This is a genomic window from Streptomyces sp. NBC_00887 (assembly GCF_045207585.1).
Map to the genome: position 1 here is coordinate 7,728,522 of NZ_CP108788.1, position 13,463 is coordinate 7,741,984.

Sequence of the window (13,463 nt, forward strand, 5' to 3'; positions counted from 1 at the left end):
AAATCCCGGGTCGTGATACTGGAGTGTCTCCCCTACCCCGGGCGGTGGTGCACGGACCGTCTGAACTGCAAGGATGTGGCTATGGACAAGCAGCAGGAATTCGTCCTCAGGACGCTTGAGGAGCGAGACATCCGCTTCGTACGGCTGTGGTTCACCGATGTTCTCGGTTACCTCAAGTCCGTCGCCGTCGCCCCCGCCGAGCTGGAACAGGCCTTCGACGAGGGCATCGGCTTCGACGGCTCGGCCATCGAGGGCTTCGCCCGTGTATACGAATCGGACATGATCGCCAAGCCGGACCCCGGCACGTTCCAGATCCTTCCGTGGCGCGCGGAGGCCCCCGGAACGGCGCGGATGTTCTGCGACATCCTGATGCCGGACGGCTCGCCCTCCTTCGCGGACCCGCGCTACGTGCTGAAGCGCATCCTCGCCAAGACCTCCGACCTGGGCTTCACCTTCTACACCCACCCGGAGATCGAGTTCTTCCTGCTGAAGAACAAGCCGGTCGACGGCAGCCGCCCGACCCCCGCCGACAGCTCCGGCTACTTCGACCACACTCCGCAGAACGTCGGCATGGACTTCCGCCGCCAGGCGATCACCATGCTCGAATCGATGGGAATCTCGGTCGAGTTCAGCCACCACGAGGGCGCACCCGGCCAGCAGGAGATCGACCTGCGGTACGCGGACGCGCTCTCCACCGCCGACAACATCATGACCTTCCGCCTGGTCATGAAGCAGGTCGCGCTGGAGCAGGGCGTGCAGGCGACGTTCATGCCGAAGCCGTTCTCGGAGTACCCGGGCTCGGGCATGCACACCCACCTCTCCCTCTTCGAGGGCGACCGCAACGCGTTTTACGAGTCGGGCGCCGAGTACCAGCTCTCCAAGGTCGGCCGCTCCTTCATCGCGGGCCTGCTCAAGCACGCCGCGGAGATCTCCGCCGTGACGAACCAGTGGGTCAACTCCTACAAGCGCATCTGGGGCGGCTCCACCCGCGCCGCGGGAGCGGGCGGCGAGGCGCCCTCGTACATCTGCTGGGGCCACAACAACCGCTCCGCGCTGATCCGCGTCCCGATGTACAAGCCCGGCAAGACCGGCTCGGCCCGCGTGGAGGTCCGCTCCATCGACTCCGGCGCCAACCCCTACCTGACGTACGCGGTGCTGCTCGCCGCGGGCCTCAAGGGCATCGAGGAGGGCTACGAACTCCCGGCCGGCGCCGACGACGACGTCTGGGCACTCTCCGACGCCGAGCGCCGCGCGATGGGCATCGAGCCGCTGCCGCAGAACCTGGGCGAGGCGATCGCGCTGATGGAGAAGAGCGAGCTGGTCGCGGAGACGCTGGGCGAGCACGTCTTCGACTTCTTCCTGCGCAACAAGAAGCAGGAGTGGGAGGAGTACCGCAGCGAGGTCACGGCCTTCGAGCTGAAGGCGCTCCTGCCGGTGCTGTAGGGGCAGTTCAGCCCTGTTCCGGTGAACGCACGCTTCGGGCCGACGGTTTCGTACCGCCGGCCCGAAGCCGTTTCGGACGTGCTGGGCCGTCCGTGGGCCGTCCGGCGTTCCCGGCGGACGGCGTACGCCGGCCCGGTCGTACGGACCGGCGGTCGGGTACGGGGCGTCAGCGGAGTTCGTAGGCGACCGCTTCCCGGATCTCCTCGGGCAGGCCGTCGTACGCGGCGAGCCGGGCGAGGGCCGCGCGGCTCTCGGGCACGGACCTGGTGCAGCTGAGCGCGCCCACGGCCTTCTCGGCGGCCAGGCCGCGCTGGACGTAGAGCTCGGCGAGGTCCATGAGCCACGGTGTGAGGGCGGCCTCGTCGTCGACCATGAGGCCGCACCAGTACAGGGTCCGCTCGGCGATCCAGGCAGTGATGCGGCGGGTCCAGATCTCCTGGAAGCCGGCCGTGGCGAGCCCGCGACGGGCGCACTCGGCCTCGGCCCCGGCCATGCGTTCCGCCGTCACGTGGCGGGCGTAGGGCATGCGCTCGCGCAGGACGGCACGGATCTCGGTCCACTCGGGGTACGCGTCGTCGCCGGAGTCGTGGAGGACCGTCTCCTGCGGCGGCTCCGGATCGGCGAGCGGCTCGGACGGCAGGCAGGCTTCCAGCACGGCCCGCGCGTAGGCGAGGGTCTCCTCGTCCTCCTTCTCCGTGGTCCAGATGAAGCCGTTGTCCCACGGGTACGGGTAGGCCTGCAGCACCCCCGGCAGCAGCGGTGTTTCGTCGGTGGCGGTCACGAGACTCCCAGGTAATCCATCGCGCTCTTGGGGTCGTTCATCTTGCCGGAGTCCAGCGCCGCCCGCTTGTCGGCGTCGCTCTTGGCGTTCCACGCGTCGTCCATGGCCTTGATCTGCTGCGGCGTGAAGTCCTGGCCGGCGATACGGACGTCGAGCCCGTTCTCGGCGAAGGTCTGCGCCGGAGTGCCTCCGGGCGTGACGTTGTTCTTCTTGTCCGTCTGGTAGCCGTCGAAGATCTTGTGCCAGTCCTTCTTCTGCTCGATCTCGTAGCGGGCGGCCCTCGGCGGGGTGGCGCCGTCCTCCTTGGCCCAGTCCGCGAGCCGCTTCGCCTGGGCCGGGACGGTGTACTTGGTGGCGGCGTTGGCGGTGTTCTTCACCTCGACGGCGTGGATGTTGCCGTCCTTCCCCTTGTAGAGGACGTCGACGTCGTCCACAGCACTGACATCGACCGTGGTGCCGTCGCCCATGTCGACGGTCTGGCGGCCCTTCTTGCCGCCGACCGCGCCGTAGACCTTGGTGCCCTCGGCGGCCTCGGATGCCGCGCGCCGGGCGGCGCGGACCTCGGCCATCGACTCGGCCAGCTTGTGCCGGTCGCCGGCCTTGAGCACCTCGGACGCCAACGAGCCCCGGGTCTGGGTGTCGATGGACGGGTCCTTGAGCATGTCGTCGAGGTCCTTCAGCGCGGCTGCCAACTCCTCCTTGCTGTACTCGCCCCTGCTGTAGTCGGGATCGTCCTTGGCCTTCGCGACCAGGTTGTCGATGCCCTTCTCGTTGAGGTTGAGGCGCTCCGACTTGGGCGTCTTGCTCTTGTCGCGGGCATCGAGGATCGTCTTCTTGACCTTGTCGGCCACATCGCCGAGCTCGGCCCCGTCGGCCACCCTGTCCGCCTCGTCCGCCTGCTCCTGAGCCTCGCGGGCGTCGTCCGCCTCGGCACCCTTGCAGGGTTCGGGTCCGCCCTCCGCGACGAAGCCCACCGGAACGGCTGCGGGGGCGGCCGCGAGGACGACGGTGCCGCTGCCGGGCCCGCCGAGTGGGCGTGGGACGCCTCCGCCGTACGGGACGAGGCGCGCGCCGCCCAGAGCGGCGAGCGTGCACTCGCCCGCTTCCTCGACCTTCTTCTTCGCGTCGTCGGCGACGTCCTGGGCTTCGTCCGCAGCGTCCCGGGCGCCCTTGGTGTCACCGGCGCCCACGGCCTTGCGGGCGCGGCCCGCCGCGTCCTTGGCCTTGTCCACGGCCTCGGTGACGGCTCCGGCGATCTTGCCGAGGCGGCCGAGTTTGCCGAGTTTGGCGGCGGCCTTGACCTCGCCGTAGCCGGGGATGAACAGCGAGCCGACGTTCCATATGACGTTGCTGACCGCCTGGGTCTCCTCGCCGCGGTTCCAGCTGTCGCGTACGTCATCGCCGATGAACATGTCGTCCAGCGGCTTCAGGACGACGTCGACGCCGCTCCCGCCCCAGTCGGTGAGCGCATCCCAGTAGTCGCCCCTGTCCCACTTGTCGCCGGCTTCCTGGGTGCCCTCGTGCCAGGGGTCATCGAGCGTCTTGCCGTAGTCCCAAAGGCCGGTGACGCTGTCGATCGGGTGAATGATCGTGTCCCAGGTGTCGGTGACATCGCCCCACAGACCGTCCACGACGATGCCCTCGCCGACCTGGCCGAGCTGGTCCAGGGTGCAGCCCCAGAAGCCGGAGCATTCCTTCTTCTTGTCGCCGTCGCCGTCGCCGTCGCCGCCGTCGTCGTCGTCCTGCGACGCTCCGTCGTCCCCGATCGGCTCGTACGGGTCGGTCGGGTCGCCGCCCTCGTCGTCCTCGGTGCCGGGCGGGCCGCCGGTGGTGCCGCCTGTGTCATCAGTGGTGGTGCCGCCCGTGTCGCCGCCGGTGCTGCCGGCCGGTCCGCCGGTGCTGCCACCCGTGTCGCCGGTGGTGCCGCCCGTGCTGCCGGTGGTGCCGCCCGTGTCACCGCCGGTCACGCCTCCGTCGGTGGAACCGTCCGCGCCGTCGCCCGTTTCGTCGCCCGCCTGGGTCGTGTCGCCCCCACCGTTGTCGGCCGGGCAGGACTGGCCCACCACGGAGCAGATGGCCTCCTTCAGCCGGGCGGACATCTCTCCGCCGACGCCGCTCAGTATCAGCGCGATGATGATGGCGACCACCATCACGACCAGGCCGGTGTACTCCACCGCGGACTGACCGCGGTCCCGGCGCCAGGTGATCATGTGGGGGAGGGAGAAGGGCGGCCGCTCCTCCCGTTCGGACGACGCCGAACGGAACCACTCCCGCGAGTCCTTGGTGCACAGGAAGACCAGGATCACGACGGGCAGCAGGAGTTGGGTGAGGCCCTGGAGCGAGCCGTCCCGCAGGTTGGCCAGGCCGCCGGATATCAGCCAGGCCTGTACGGCGATCAGCCCCCAGCGGACCCCGTTGCCGCCCGTCCACGCCCGGCGTGCGAGCAGCCACCCGGTGACACCGGGCGCCGCCGCGTACAGCAGCATGCCGAACAACAGCCCGCCCAGCGCGTCAACCTGGGCGGCGGAGAGCAGCAGGCCGAAGCCACCCACGACCGTCGCCCCGAACAGCATGTACACGAGCCAGCGCGCGACCACCAGTTGCTGCGGCATCGCGCGTCGCGCGACCCCGCCCGCCCCGGCGACATCAGCATGAAAGGACATACTCATCCACCCCCCGCGGCGAGAGTAGGTCACCAGAGCGATTTCCCAGTGGGCCCTCGGGCCCAAATGGGGGCCCAACTCCCGTTCCACGGAACGTCCTCGGCCCAGGACCCGGGTGTCAGAGGGAGGTGCTACTTTCCGCCGACCGGGGAAAGGGGAGGGCCGATGGGGGCTTCGAGTTGGGACTACAGCGTGCCGTACCAGGAGGACCTGAACGCGGCGCTGCAACAGTTGCGGCGCGAGGTGTTCGACGCGGGGGACTACTACTGGGTCAACGGTGGTGACTGGCTCCCGGAGGAGGAACGGGAGCCCAGGCCCCGGACGCTGGAGGAACTCTGGCAGGACGAACTGGTGCAGGAGGCGGGCACCCACTCGATCCTCGACGTCCTCGAGGTGATCGGCCCCGACGACACCCCGGATCACCGGACCGTGGAACCCGTCCTGGCCGAGGAGGCGCGCGAACTACTGGGCACGGACACGCTGACCCGCGCTCACGTCAAGGACTTCGACGTCTTTCCCCGATCGCGATGGGTCGGCCGGTGCGCGGTGCTGCACGATGAACAGGGCCGGCCTCACGAGATCTGCTTCTGGGGTCACTCGGGCGACTGATCCGCAGGGCCACCGGGCCCGGGCCGGCATCGGCCGCTGAACGTACGCTTCGGGCCGACGGCTTCGTACCGTCGGCCCGAAGGCGTCTCACCGACTCAGCGCGTACGGATCAGCACAGGCAGGGATTCGTGTCCCAGCCCAGGCCCAGCACGTCCCTGTCCCGCAGCGCGCCGGAGTAGGCCTGTACCTCGTCCACGTCGCCGCGGAGGTACTCGCCCCAGCCGTCACCGGCTTTGGCCCGGCCGATCTGGAGGGCACCGGTGCTGTGCCAGCCGTCAGGGAGGCTCGCGGTCGCCCCGGCATTGGTGTAGCCGTCGAGGTAGAGCTTGATCGTGTCGGTCCCGTCGTCGTAGACCACGGCGAGAGAATGGCCTTGGCCCTCGCCGCCGTCCGCGCCCTCGATCTGGGACACCACCGTCTCGGGGGCTCCGGCCTCGTCCCGCTCCGGCATCACCAGTTGCCAGGTGAACGTGGACGGCACATAGCGCACCTTGAACGCGTCGGTGTGCTCGCCGGCCTGCGAGAGCACGGTCATCGGACGGACCGGCTCGGAGTCCGCGAGGCGTACGACGACGCCGAGGGTGAAGCTGTCCCCGGTGTCCACGATCGGCCCGTCGGACGCGGCAAACCCGGTCTCGCCGTCCAGGCGCAGATGCCCGTCGCCGACGAGCGGCGGCGGCACGTACGTGCAGTCGGGGTCGAGGTCCGGGATGCAGGAACTGTCGGAGCCCCGGTAGACGGAAGCTCCCGTGCCGAGCCGCAGCGGCACGCCGCCCGACTGCTCGGGGCTCGCGCCGTCCACCACGCCGTCCATCGACCAGTGGCCGAGCAGCGTCGGCTTGCGCCGTGCCAGTCCGGCCACCTCGTCCGGTACCACGACCCGGTCGTGGACCTGCACGTCACCGATGTCTCCGTGCCACCTGTCGCGATAACCGGTAGCCCCACGGGAGCGTCCGATCTGGAACGCTCCGGCCGTCCCGGCGGGAGTCGCCTCTGCGGCGGTGCCGACCTCATGGCCGTTGACGTACAGCTTCGCGCGACGCGTCTCCGCGTCGTACAGCCCCAGCAGATGGGCCCACTCGCCGGTCTCGGGCGCGCCTCCGGACACCCGCGCGCCCGCGATGGCGAACGACCAGACAGAGCCGGTGTCCTGGCTGCGCAGCCCAAGGCTGAAGCCTGGCTTCCCGTCCGTGTCCTGGCTGGCGACGGTCATGTTCCGACCGGTTTCGGCGGGCCGCACCCAGGCGTTGACGGCGAAGGTCCTGCGGCTGTCGACGGCCGGGGCATCCGTGGTGAGGAAGCCGTGGCCGCTGCCGTCAAGGCTGACCGTGGCGGTGGATCCGGTGCCCGCGGGCGCCGGGCCGCCGAAGGTCACGCCGGTGCCGGCACGGGCGACGGTCCCCGTCACGGCAGAGGCCGAGCGGGAGCCTGCCGGGTCGTCCAGCTTCCAGCGGGCGACAGGGGCACGCCCGGACTGCACGTTGAAGTCGTACTGCGACTGCCCGCTGCTTCGGCCCGACCGGTCGATCGCGCGGATCGTCAGCCACTTGGGCCCTGCGGTGAGCGGCAGGTACGGAATGGTCACAGCTGCGCCCGGCCGCTCGGCGGAGACGGTCCCGTACGGGCCACCAAGGAAGCCGTACGTGTACGACACCACGTCCTCGGAGGGCGAGTCCACGGTGAAGTGGCCGTACACGCCCACCCCGTCCACCCAGAACACGTCCTCGGGCTCGGGGTATTCGGGGGAGCTGATCGTCGCCTTCTCAGGGCTCGCGTCGTCGTACACGAACGTGCAGACCGAGCCGTCACCCTCATCACTCCACGCGGAGGTCGCCTCGCCGTCGTTCGCGCGGACGTGCCACGACACGACCGTGTTCGCCGGGATGTCGTCCGGCATCGTCCAGTACTGGCGCGACCCCGACGTCAAGGTGATGGTGGTGTAGGTGCGGCGCTCCTCCACTCCCGCGGAGTCCGTCCACCAGGCTTCGAACTCGCCCTTGACCGGGCTGCCTTCGGAGGGCTGGTTGTCCTCTTCCGGGTCGTACAGCATGGCGCTGAGCCTGGGAGGCTCCGGGACGTACGGCATGTCGTCGCCGGTCGCGCAGGCCTTGCCCTCCGACTGGAGGTCCTGGACCAGCGGCTGCTTCGGCGGCAGGTTGTCCACTGCGTACGCCGTACCGCCAGACGTGGCCAGCAACGCCGCCACGCAGCTCCCCACGACCATCCGTCTGCGTCTTGGCGTCCTTCCGAACCTGGTCAAGAGTCCCTCCCCTGTGAATGCTCGAGGCTCGTGGACGACACGAGCCGCACGAAGCTAAACAGAGATCACTGACAACGCCGAGCGGGTTTTCCGGCCAGGACGCCCCCGCCTGCCCTGTCGACGGGGATCTTTCGCCGAAAGGTCACTTCTCGTGCATCCAGGCGACGGTGGTCCGTGTCTCGCGGATTCGCCAGCCCGCCTGCGTCCGTACCGCGGTGCAGTCGAGTCGCAGGCCGCTCGTCAGGTGGGGTGCTTGGCCGTCGCGGAAGAAGTACACGAGGGAGTTCGCCGAGGCGGCCGCCCGGTCGCCGTTCACGTCCACCAGCAGGTCGGTCGTCAGGTGCTGGGTGTGCTCCCCCTCGACCTCGGATCGGCGCATGAAGCCGACGAGCTCGTCGAGGCCGCGGATCTCGCCCGAGCGCGGCGAGTGTCCCACGACATCGTCGGTGAAGACGGTGCCTGCGTCCTCCCACCGCTTCTCGTCGAGAAGGCGCGCGAAGCGGGTGAACAGGTCGGTGATCTCGATGCGGTCGGCGACCGGACCGTGCGTGGACATGGATCCCCATTTCGTTGGCGTGCCCAACATTGGCGTCGCCAACTATACAGAGAAATTCGTTGGCGGCGCCAACAATGTAGAGTGACCGTCGTGGAAGAGACCCCCGCGACCCCCGCGACCCCCGCACACCTGACCGCGAAGCCGAGCTGGCTGCTCACCCAGGCGGCCGTGCACGCACACCGGTTGGCGTCCGAGGGCTTCGGCGAGGTGGGCGCGCGCGGATACCACTACCGGATCCTGGCCGCGCTGGACGAGTTCGGGGTGGCCAGCCAGGCCGAGCTCGGCCGCCGGTGCAGCATGGACCGCAGCGACGTCGTGGCGGCGATCAACGAACTGGTCCAGCAGGGCTGCGTCGAGCGGACGCCGGACCCGGACGACCGGAGGCGGAACAGGGTGACCCTCGCCGCGGCAGGTCGTCAGCAGCTGCGACGCATGGACCGAGTGCTCGACAGGGTGCAGGACGACCTGTTGGAGCCGCTTTCGGCAGACGACAGGCAGACTCTGACCCATCTGCTCACCCGGCTGCTCGCGCACCACCAACGGCCCTAGGGCCTGTCTTCAAAGGCTGTTGATGGGGCATCATGTGACGCATGGTGCGGCGGCATGAGCTCTCGGACGACGAGTGGGACGTTCTGTCGGGGCTGCTTCCGCGGACGGGCACGGGGCGGCCCCGGCGGGACGACCGGGTGGTGCTGAACGGGATCGTGTGGAAGCTGCGGACTGGTTCGGCCTGGCGTGATGTGCCGGAGAGGTATGGGTCCTGGCGGACGTTGTACACACGTTTCCGCAGGTGGGCGCTCGATGGCACGTTCACGCGGATGCTTGAGGCCGTTCAGGCTCAGAAGGATGCGGCTGGGGACGTTGACTGGCTGGTATCGGTGGACTCCACGATCGCCCGCGCTCATCAGCACGCGGCCGGCGCCCGTAAAAAGGGGCAGGTCCCGCAGAAACGGCACACGCTCACGCCCTCGGACGATCCCGTGGCGGACTGACGACCAAGATTCACCTCGCCTGCGACGGCCGCGGCCGTCCGCTCGGCTTTGTCGTCACAGGCGGCAACATCAACGACTGCACGCAGTTCGAGCAGATCCTTGCGCAGATCAGGGTCTGCCGTCCAGGCCCAGGTCGACCGCGCAACCGGCCTGATCATCTCCTGGGTGACAAGGGATACAGCAGCCGAGGCATACGTAACTACCTGCGGAAACGCGGTATCCCGCACACCATCCCTGAACGGTCGGACCAGCAGGAGAACCGCCGCCGTCGAGGCAGCAACGGCGGCAGGCCGCCCGCGTTCGACAAGGAGCGCTACAAGCAGCGCAACGTCGTCGAGCGCTGCTTCAATGCGTTAAAGCAGTACCGGGCCATCGCCACCCGTTACGACAAAACCCGCGAATCCTACGAAGCGGCACTCACTATCGCGTCACTCCTGATGTGGATATGACCCTTTGAAGACAGGCCCTAGGCCCAGACATCGGTTCCGGGCCGACGGTTTCGCGCCGTCGGCCCGAAGTCCTCTCAGGCGCAGGTGAGGTTGCCGGGTGCGGTGGTGGGGCTGCCGGTGGCGGTGAAGCCGAACGTGGTCGTGCCGTTGGGAGCGGTGGTGGCCGACCACGGGGCGTTCCGTACCGTGACGGACCCGCTGGTCCCGGTGTTCACTGCGTTCCAGAGGCTGCTGATCGACTGGCCGACGGCCAGGGTCATCGGGTGCGGAGTGCGGATGCGGATTAGGTCTGGCGGGGGACCGCCGGGAGTGCCGTGACCGGGACGGCAGCGCGAGGACTCCCGGTGCGGGGCCGGGCGGACGCGGCACCAGGTGTGGGAGCGCTCCCGAGCTCAGGGAGGGGGTCAGGGCGAGACAGCGGGTGGACGTGAGGCACCTGTTGTTGGCCGTTCTCGCATGCTTCTGGGTACGCAGCGTGTTTGCCAAACCGGGACGCACAGGTGAAAGACGGTCACACGAACCGCCGTCGGGAGCCTGGCGCAACAGGGGCTTTCGGTCACTTTGGTAATTCCAAGCGAAACTTTCGAGTCGCGGAAGCGGCAGTAGCCGGGGGCGGGTGATCGTTCCGTTACCCCGCGGAGGGCAACCGCGCAGGCGGTTTCATGGTCGAACCGACGTGATCAGAAGACACCTCATCCCGCTGTGCGCCGCCGTCCTGTCGGCCACCCTGCTGATGACCGCCTGTGCCGGCGGCTCTGCGGACGACAAGCCCGCCCACCCGGTCTTCGGCGTGCCGGTCGAGCAGCAGCCCCGCCAGGCGCTGCTCGCGACCCAGGCAGCGCGTACCGCGAGCTTCACCCAGACCCTGACCTTCACCTCTCCGTCGGGTGACACGGTGCAGAAGACCTCGGGGCGGCTCGACTTCCCGGGCGGCCGGGCCGTCGGTTCGATCGACTGGGCGCTCGCCGAGGGCCTGCCGGACGAGGCCCAGGACGTGCTGCTGGGCGTCCGGCTGGGGGAGGACCGTTCCCCCGCGCTCACCCGGGTGGCGGTCGAGCCGGACACCATCCGGCTGCGTGCGGGCGAGGCCGGCTACTGGCTGCGTTACGAGGGTTCCTTCGACGCGTTCGGTACCGGCGCCGCGGTCGACTCGCTGCGGGGAACCGAGTCCGCGTTCGGTGGCACACTGCTGGAGATTCTCAGCGGGGCCCAGAAGGTGAAGGAATCGCCGGCGGCCAAGAAGGGCGGCCGCACCTACCTCGCGAGACTCACCGCATTCAACGCCCTGCGCCTGTTCCCCAAGGACCTGGGTTCCGAACTCACCGCCGACATCGATCCGAACGGTACGGAAACGCCTGTGGCGCTCACCCTGTCCACGGACGCCAAGGGGCGCATCACAGGGGCGGAGGCGGACTTCTCGGCCCTGCTCGACAAGAAGGACAGCGCACTGGACGGGGTGACCGGCTTGCGCGCCGTTCTGAAGGTGAGCGGTTTCGGGAAGTCCGCGCCGGTCATGCCGGCAGCGTCGGAGCGGACGCTCGACGCCAAGGGGGCCGTCACAGCGATCGGTGAGGTGAAGAAGGGCGGATGCGCCGATCTCACCACGGGCACCCGCACCCTCGACGTGGTGGTGTCCGTCCCCTGCGCACAGCCCCACGAGGCCCGCGTCTTCGCCCACGCACGCTTCGACGCCGCGTACCCGGGCAACAAGAAGGCGAAGCGGATGGCCGGCGACGCGTGCCGGGACGCGTACAGGTCGGCGCCCGCCGCCTGGACCCGGGAGGGAACCGAGAAGGGCCACTTCTGGTACACCTGGCCCGGTGAGGCCAGGTGGGGCGTAGGTACCGATCCGGTGGTCACCTGCTACGTCGAGACCCGGTGACGTACCGACCGTGCCGACGGTCGGCCGCAGAGGCATCCAACTGCGCTTCTGCCGCGCCCTGGTGCCGTCGGCCGACGACGTTCCTGTGACCACGGTGGCCGGCGCCTGCGGTGATCGTCCGCAGGCGCCTCCATCGACGACTTCCGCCGGGCTTGCGGGCACACGCCCGGTACGCACCGCCCCGGGAGCAGGGCGTGTGCTGAACGGCCCGACTCGGGTAATGTGACCCGTCCCGAGACCGGGACCGACCCAGGAGGTGAGACCCATTACCGCTTCAGCAGGCTGGGTGCTCACCACTCGCCGTCGCGTGCCCGACACGGCATAAGCGATCGCGGAGCGCCCATCGGTTTTCCCGAAAGGCTCCTCCGCATGCAGGAATTCGCTTCACCGCAGACCGTCTCCTCGATCGTCACCACGCTCCGTGCCGCCGGCTGTGTCTTCGCCGAGGACGAGACCGAGCTCCTTCTCTCCACCGCCGCCGGTCCGGCGGAACTCGCCGCCATGGTCGAACGCCGCGTCGCCGGTCTGCCGCTTGAACACGTGCTCGGCTGGGCCGAGTTCTGCGGACTGCGCGTCGCCGTGGACCCCGGGGTCTTCGTGCCCCGCCGCCGTACCGAGTTCCTCGTCCGCCAGGCCGTGGCACTCGCCGGGCGGAAGCCGGCCGTCGTCGTCGACCTCTGCTGCGGTTCAGGGGCGCTGGGTACGGCGCTGGCGGCGGCACTGCCGAACATCGAACTGCACGCCACGGATGTGGAACCCGCCGCCGTGCGGTGCGCGCGGCGCAATGTCGGTGAGCTCGGACAGGTCTACGAGGGCGACCTCTTCGAGCCGTTGCCCGGTTCGCTGCGCGGGCGCGTCGACGTTCTGCTCGCCAACGTGCCGTACGTGCCCACCGATGACGTCGAACTGCTGCCGGCCGAGGCGCGCATACATGAGCCGCGCGTGGCGCTCGACGGTGGCGGGGACGGCCTCGACGTCATGCGGCGCGTGGTCGCCGCGGCACCGGACTGGCTGGCGCCCGGCGGCAGCCTCCTCGTGGAGACGAGCGAGCGGCAGGCGGGGCGAGCCGCGGAGACGGTGGGCGGCAGCGGGTTGAGGGCGCGCGTGGTCGTCTCGGAGGAGCTGTACGCCACGGTGGTGATCGGGACCCGCCCCGTCCAGCCGGTGGCCGGGGCCCGCCCCGCGTAGCCGGTGGCCGGGGCCCGCCCCGCGCGTTCCCGCGCGGTGGGGGAAGCGCCGGGCAGTCAGGCGAAGCGCCAGCGGGTCTGGCCGTACGGGTCGCCCTTGGCGAAGCCGAAGGCCGTGCGGGGGGTCACCGCGAAGACCTCCGCACGGCCGCCGGCGCCGTTGGAGAACATGCCGTCGGTGACGCCGAAGTGCCAGTCGGCGCCGTACTTCGTCTCCCAGGCCTCGGCCAGCGCGATCAGGCGCTTCTCGTCCGTCACCCGGTCGGCCCGGCCCTCGACCACCACGTCGAAGCCCTCGTCGAGCGTGTTGGCGCCGGTGGTCAGGACGACCTCCGGATTGGCGGCCAGATTCTGCGCCTTGCGCTCCGCCGCGCCCGTGCAGAAGTGCAGGGCCCCGTCCGACCAGACCCCGATCAGCGGAGTGACGTGAGGGCGGCCGTCGGGGCGGACCGTGGAGAGCCAGTACAGCTCGGCGTCCGTCAGGAGGGCGACCGCTTCGGGCCACGGGCGGGCGGTGGCGTTCTCGCCGCTGTACCGGGAGTCCAGGGCGGTGTCCGGGGTGGCGTTCTCGTCCGGCATGACGGGCCTCCTGAGAGCCTTCGGCGTGATCGTTCCGTTCATCGTGCCTGCGAAGTACGGAC

At 69.7% G+C, this 13,463-nt stretch carries 12 protein-coding genes; 6 read left to right on the top strand and 6 right to left on the bottom strand.

Going from position 1 to position 13,463, the window contains the following annotated elements; all coding sequences use genetic code 11:
* Positions 1-81: 81 nt before the first annotated feature.
* Positions 82-1,443, top strand: coding sequence for a type I glutamate--ammonia ligase (gene glnA / locus OG844_RS35270; protein ID WP_406395889.1), 1,362 nt, complete (start codon positions 82-84; stop codon positions 1,441-1,443).
* A 166-nt stretch (positions 1,444-1,609) separates the two neighbouring features.
* Here the strand turns inward: glnA and OG844_RS35275 are convergent, their stop codons facing one another.
* Together OG844_RS35275 and OG844_RS35280 are read right to left on the bottom strand one after the other, a co-directional pair.
* Positions 1,610-2,224, bottom strand: a complete 615-nt coding sequence (locus OG844_RS35275; RefSeq protein WP_406395890.1) for a hypothetical protein — start codon at positions 2,222-2,224, stop codon at positions 1,610-1,612.
* On the bottom strand, positions 2,221-4,887 hold the full coding sequence (locus OG844_RS35280) for a hypothetical protein (RefSeq protein ID WP_406395891.1): 2,667 nt from the start codon (positions 4,885-4,887) through the stop codon (positions 2,221-2,223). Before OG844_RS35280 ends, OG844_RS35275 begins: the two co-directional genes overlap by 4 nt.
* A 165-nt stretch (positions 4,888-5,052) precedes the next feature.
* Here OG844_RS35280 and OG844_RS35285 point away from each other — a divergent pair, with 165 nt between their 5' ends.
* Positions 5,053-5,496 (top strand): hypothetical protein, encoded by a 444-nt coding sequence (locus OG844_RS35285; RefSeq protein WP_406395893.1) that lies wholly within the window; start codon positions 5,053-5,055, stop codon positions 5,494-5,496.
* A 109-nt stretch (positions 5,497-5,605) separates the two neighbouring features.
* Here the strand turns inward: OG844_RS35285 and OG844_RS35290 are convergent, their stop codons facing one another.
* Both OG844_RS35290 and OG844_RS35295 read right to left on the bottom strand, forming a co-directional pair.
* Positions 5,606-7,720, bottom strand: a complete 2,115-nt coding sequence (locus tag OG844_RS35290) for a LamG-like jellyroll fold domain-containing protein (protein WP_406396367.1) — start codon at positions 7,718-7,720, stop codon at positions 5,606-5,608.
* A 178-nt stretch (positions 7,721-7,898) separates the two neighbouring features.
* Positions 7,899-8,312, bottom strand: coding sequence for a nuclear transport factor 2 family protein (locus tag OG844_RS35295; RefSeq protein ID WP_406395895.1), 414 nt, complete (start codon positions 8,310-8,312; stop codon positions 7,899-7,901).
* A gap of 90 nt (positions 8,313-8,402) precedes the next feature.
* Between OG844_RS35295 and OG844_RS35300 the strand changes: the two genes are divergently transcribed.
* Together OG844_RS35300 and OG844_RS35305 are read left to right on the top strand one after the other, a co-directional pair.
* Positions 8,403-8,861 carry a MarR family winged helix-turn-helix transcriptional regulator gene (locus OG844_RS35300; RefSeq protein WP_406395897.1) on the top strand — a complete coding sequence of 153 codons (459 nt, stop codon included), beginning with the start codon at positions 8,403-8,405 and terminating at the stop codon, positions 8,859-8,861.
* 41 nt (positions 8,862-8,902) lie between these two features.
* A protein-coding gene (locus OG844_RS35305) for an IS5 family transposase (RefSeq protein WP_406387540.1) occupies positions 8,903-9,753 on the top strand; the annotation gives its coding sequence in 2 pieces (ribosomal slippage) (positions 8,903-9,254 and positions 9,254-9,753; 852 coding nt in all).
* Between the two features lie 74 nt (positions 9,754-9,827).
* On the opposite strand, the gene OG844_RS35310 is transcribed toward OG844_RS35305, so the two are convergent.
* Complete coding sequence (locus OG844_RS35310; RefSeq protein ID WP_406389584.1) at positions 9,828-10,013, bottom strand: cellulose binding domain-containing protein; 186 nt, start codon at positions 10,011-10,013, stop codon at positions 9,828-9,830.
* Between the two features lie 416 nt (positions 10,014-10,429).
* Here OG844_RS35310 and OG844_RS35315 point away from each other — a divergent pair, with 416 nt between their 5' ends.
* Positions 10,430-11,635 (top strand): septum formation family protein, encoded by a 1,206-nt coding sequence (locus OG844_RS35315; protein ID WP_406389583.1) that lies wholly within the window; start codon positions 10,430-10,432, stop codon positions 11,633-11,635.
* A 369-nt stretch (positions 11,636-12,004) separates the two neighbouring features.
* Complete coding sequence (locus OG844_RS35320) at positions 12,005-12,823, top strand: putative protein N(5)-glutamine methyltransferase (RefSeq protein ID WP_406389582.1); 819 nt, start codon at positions 12,005-12,007, stop codon at positions 12,821-12,823.
* Positions 12,824-12,879: 56 nt separating this feature from the next.
* Here OG844_RS35320 and OG844_RS35325 read toward each other — a convergent pair whose 3' ends face one another.
* The gene (locus OG844_RS35325) at positions 12,880-13,401 is read right to left on the bottom strand and encodes a pyridoxamine 5'-phosphate oxidase family protein (protein WP_406389581.1); all 522 of its coding nucleotides are present in this window, start codon (positions 13,399-13,401) and stop codon (positions 12,880-12,882) included.
* Positions 13,402-13,463: the final 62 nt, after the last annotated feature.

Bases quoted from the DNA above. Each gene is read 5' to 3' on its own strand.
- OG844_RS35320 (WP_406389582.1), top strand. From the start codon at position 12,005: ATGCAGGAATTCGCTTCACCGCAGACCGTCTCCTCGATCGTCACCACG.
- OG844_RS35325 (WP_406389581.1), bottom strand. From the start codon at position 13,401: ATGCCGGACGAGAACGCCACCCCGGACACCGCCCTGGACTCCCGGTAC.
- OG844_RS35310 (WP_406389584.1), bottom strand. From the start codon at position 10,013: ATGACCCTGGCCGTCGGCCAGTCGATCAGCAGCCTCTGGAACGCAGTG.
- OG844_RS35280 (WP_406395891.1), bottom strand. From the start codon at position 4,887: ATGTCCTTTCATGCTGATGTCGCCGGGGCGGGCGGGGTCGCGCGACGC.
- glnA (WP_406395889.1), top strand. From the start codon at position 82: ATGGACAAGCAGCAGGAATTCGTCCTCAGGACGCTTGAGGAGCGAGAC.
- OG844_RS35290 (WP_406396367.1), bottom strand. From the start codon at position 7,720: ATGGTCGTGGGGAGCTGCGTGGCGGCGTTGCTGGCCACGTCTGGCGGT.
- OG844_RS35295 (WP_406395895.1), bottom strand. From the start codon at position 8,312: ATGTCCACGCACGGTCCGGTCGCCGACCGCATCGAGATCACCGACCTG.
- OG844_RS35285 (WP_406395893.1), top strand. From the start codon at position 5,053: ATGGGGGCTTCGAGTTGGGACTACAGCGTGCCGTACCAGGAGGACCTG.